At 35.8% G+C, this 2,895-nt stretch carries 6 protein-coding genes; 1 reads left to right on the plus strand and 5 read right to left on the minus strand.

What is annotated here, in order from left to right; translation table 11 throughout:
• The 4 genes from M3005_RS05930 to M3005_RS05945 form a co-directional block, all read right to left on the minus strand.
• Positions 1-188, minus strand: a 188-nt coding sequence (locus M3005_RS05930; protein WP_293794542.1) for a winged helix-turn-helix domain-containing protein, incomplete at its 3' end; no start/stop codon positions are given.
• Positions 189-254: 66 nt separating this feature from the next.
• Positions 255-587 carry an ArsR/SmtB family transcription factor gene (locus tag M3005_RS05935; protein WP_293794543.1) on the minus strand — a complete coding sequence of 111 codons (333 nt, stop codon included), beginning with the start codon at positions 585-587 and terminating at the stop codon, positions 255-257.
• Between the two features lie 11 nt (positions 588-598).
• Positions 599-1,162, minus strand: coding sequence for a cadmium resistance transporter (locus M3005_RS05940; RefSeq protein WP_293794545.1), 564 nt, complete (start codon positions 1,160-1,162; stop codon positions 599-601).
• Between the two features lie 15 nt (positions 1,163-1,177).
• On the minus strand, positions 1,178-1,744 hold the full coding sequence (locus M3005_RS05945; protein ID WP_293794547.1) for a cadmium resistance transporter: 567 nt from the start codon (positions 1,742-1,744) through the stop codon (positions 1,178-1,180).
• A 112-nt stretch (positions 1,745-1,856) separates the two neighbouring features.
• Here M3005_RS05945 and ybaK point away from each other — a divergent pair, with 112 nt between their 5' ends.
• Positions 1,857-2,351, plus strand: a complete 495-nt coding sequence (gene ybaK, locus M3005_RS05950) for a Cys-tRNA(Pro) deacylase (RefSeq protein WP_293794548.1) — start codon at positions 1,857-1,859, stop codon at positions 2,349-2,351.
• Between the two features lie 10 nt (positions 2,352-2,361).
• On the opposite strand, the gene M3005_RS05955 is transcribed toward ybaK, so the two are convergent.
• On the minus strand, positions 2,362-2,895 hold a 534-nt coding region (locus M3005_RS05955), incomplete at its 5' end, for an HD domain-containing protein (RefSeq protein ID WP_293794550.1).

The raw sequence follows: 2,895 nt of genomic DNA on the forward strand, positions 1-2,895 counted from the left end.
GAACCACGTTTTTTAAAGATAATGCCATCATCAGCCAATTCTTTCAGTGCTCGTTTTACCGAACTACGGCTTACATTATATGATTCACTTAAAGTTCGCTCATCTGGCAAGCGCTTATTTTCAAACTGGTTATCGATTATCTTTTGCTTTAAATCAGCCAGTACTCTTCGGTAAACTAAATCAGCCATTGCATTCTCCTTGTGTCTTTTTTCTAAAAATTAGTATAACAGATTTGTAAATACAGTAATACATCCCTAAAAAAGATTCTTTGGGTGTGGTTGCCCTACCAGCTCATGTCTCACGTGGTTAATCATGTCCGCAATCATCTCGACAATGTGTGGATCATCGACAGTATACAACACTTTGTTGCCCTGTTTTTCTTTGCAAACGATTTGATATTGATGCAATACATTTAATTGTTTAGAAACTACCGGTTGTTCTAAATCGATTAGTTCACATATTGAATTGACGCTAATAGGCTCTGCAGATTCCATTAAACAAGTCACAATTCGAATTCGTCTTTCGTTGCCTAAGACTTTATAAATCTTTGCAACTTCAGCGATGACTTCTTGTTTTGCCATTGCCATCCTATCATCTCCTAAAACCAGCTAATTACATGGGCGATTAAGCCACTGTCGAATAAAACATAAATTCCGACCCCAATATATACTACTTTAGTTAACATTTCACCGTATTTTTCCATTACATCATTAATTGATTGAATATTACCAATCGCCTTAATTAATAAGATAATTAGTAGCGATAATACGGTTAAGACAATAATCACTTCGATAATTTGCACCGCACTAATCATTGATAAAACAGGTAGGAACAATGCTAAATTACAACCGGCACAAACTGATAAGTATGTGATTAATGTAATCACAACTGGTGATTTGTGATTAACTTCTTTGGCTTCTTCATCTTCATCCTTTAATGCCATGTAGATTGGAAGAAAGCCCAGCACCCCTAGTAACCATTCCGGTAAGAAATGATCTAAAATTTGACCGGCACTAAAACTTAGAATCAATAGGCTCCAAAGCCCCAATAAGTACCCCATCATGACTGCCTTTAAATTATACTTCTTCAATAGTAGAAGTAAGATAAAGAAAAAATCTAAATTCACTCCTAAAAACGTAACTAATATTAATAACCAATTCATATGGAAAACTCCCTTTTATAATACTGGATTTTGCATGTATCCTAAGACGCTACTGTCAATTAAGACATAGACTCCAATGCCGATATAGACAATTTTGACGATTAATTCATTCCAGCGTTCTAGTATCAATTTGACGAATTTAAGATTACCAAACCATAATAATCCCCAAACAATCATTAATGATAAAATCACCATCATCCCAATTGTCATTAATAGTTCTAACCAAGAAAGACGCGCTAGAATCGGTAAGAAGATGGAAATATTGTCACCAGAACAAACCGACACATAGGTAACTGCGGTTGCGAAAATCGGCGACTTAATATTGATGTTACCAACCTTTTCCTCACCACCAGCTAACGCCATGTAGATTGGAATTAAACCAAATAACCCAATGACCCATTCAGGGGTAAATTCAGTAATAATTCTACCGGCGGTAAAACTCAAAACGACGAAGAACAATAATCCGATTAAGTTGCCCATAAAGACGGAATACCATTTATATTTATTTAAAAGTAATAGTAAAATCACCATAAAATCTAAGTTAATCCCTAGAAAAGTGATTATAATTACTGGCCAATTCATTTCATCACCTCAATGTATATCTAATTTTATATATACCATTTTTTATATGTTATATCTTACCATGAGAAGATTGTAAAATCTATGCTAAAATGAATACCGAGGTGATTTTGAAATGGGAAAAAAGAAAGCCAAAGTCCACAAGACATTAGTGGAACAAATTCTTGATAAAAATAACATTTCTTATATCCAACACCAGTTCGCCACTCATGACGAAAATAACGTGGCGCAATTAGAAGTCGAAGCAGATATCGATCAACATACCATCTACAAGACTTTAGTTTTAGAGGGTAAAACGACTGGTCCTGTCGTCGGCGTGGTGCCATTGGATCAACATTTAGATGAAAAGAAATTAGCCAAGGAATCTGGCAATAAAAAAGTAAATATGGTGCCTTTAAAGGATCTTTTAAAGACCACCGGTTATGTACATGGTGCGAACACACCAATTGGAATTTATGAAAAATTCCACTACCCTATTTATGTCGATAATGAAGCACAAAGACAGGGTCAAATCTTAGTATCATCAGGTCAAGTCGGTCGTTCTGTCGAACTAGACGCAAATGATTTAGTAAAATTAGTTCACGGAAAATTCGTGGATATCGTTAAATAATTCGTAACTATTAATGAATACCTCGCCATTCATCTATAAACTCATTAACAAATTCCTGCATAAACTTTTGACGCTTAGTGGCAATTTGTTTTGCCGCACTTGTATTCATTAAGTTGGGCAGTTTAAATAACTTCTCATAAAAGTGATTAATCACCGTTGTATGCTGACGGTATTCGCTTTTGTCCATATTATGGCGAGGTGTTTGGTTGGGGTCATAAATGGTATCACCAAAATGACCCCCAAAATACATAGCTCTAGCAACTCCAATGGCTCCAATGGCATCAAGGCGGTCAGCATCTTGAACAACTTGCCCATCAATTGACAGTGCATATTGGTGAACCAAGTTGGCACTATAAGACATGTGGGTGATGATATCCATCACTGCAGCAATTTCAGCATCAGTATATGCAAGACTAACTAGTTTTGCTTGAACTGATGCTTTTTGTTTGTCGACATCATCAACAAGCTTATCGTCTATCACATCATGTAAGTATGCAGCCGTGATAACAATCTTTTCATTCACACCATCAGTTTGTTCCGCAAT

The sequence above is a fragment of the Apilactobacillus sp. genome (assembly GCF_025290035.1).
Taxonomy (GTDB): Bacteria; Bacillota; Bacilli; order Lactobacillales; family Lactobacillaceae; genus Apilactobacillus.

What these genes read in the sequence shown, in the direction of transcription:
- M3005_RS05935 (WP_293794543.1), bottom strand. Translation starts at nt 587, where the DNA reads ATGGCAATGGCAAAACAAGAAGTCATCGCTGAAGTTGCAAAGATTTAT.
- M3005_RS05940 (WP_293794545.1), bottom strand. Translation starts at nt 1,162, where the DNA reads ATGAATTGGTTATTAATATTAGTTACGTTTTTAGGAGTGAATTTAGAT.
- M3005_RS05945 (WP_293794547.1), bottom strand. Translation starts at nt 1,744, where the DNA reads ATGAATTGGCCAGTAATTATAATCACTTTTCTAGGGATTAACTTAGAT.
- ybaK (WP_293794548.1), top strand. Translation starts at nt 1,857, where the DNA reads ATGGGAAAAAAGAAAGCCAAAGTCCACAAGACATTAGTGGAACAAATT.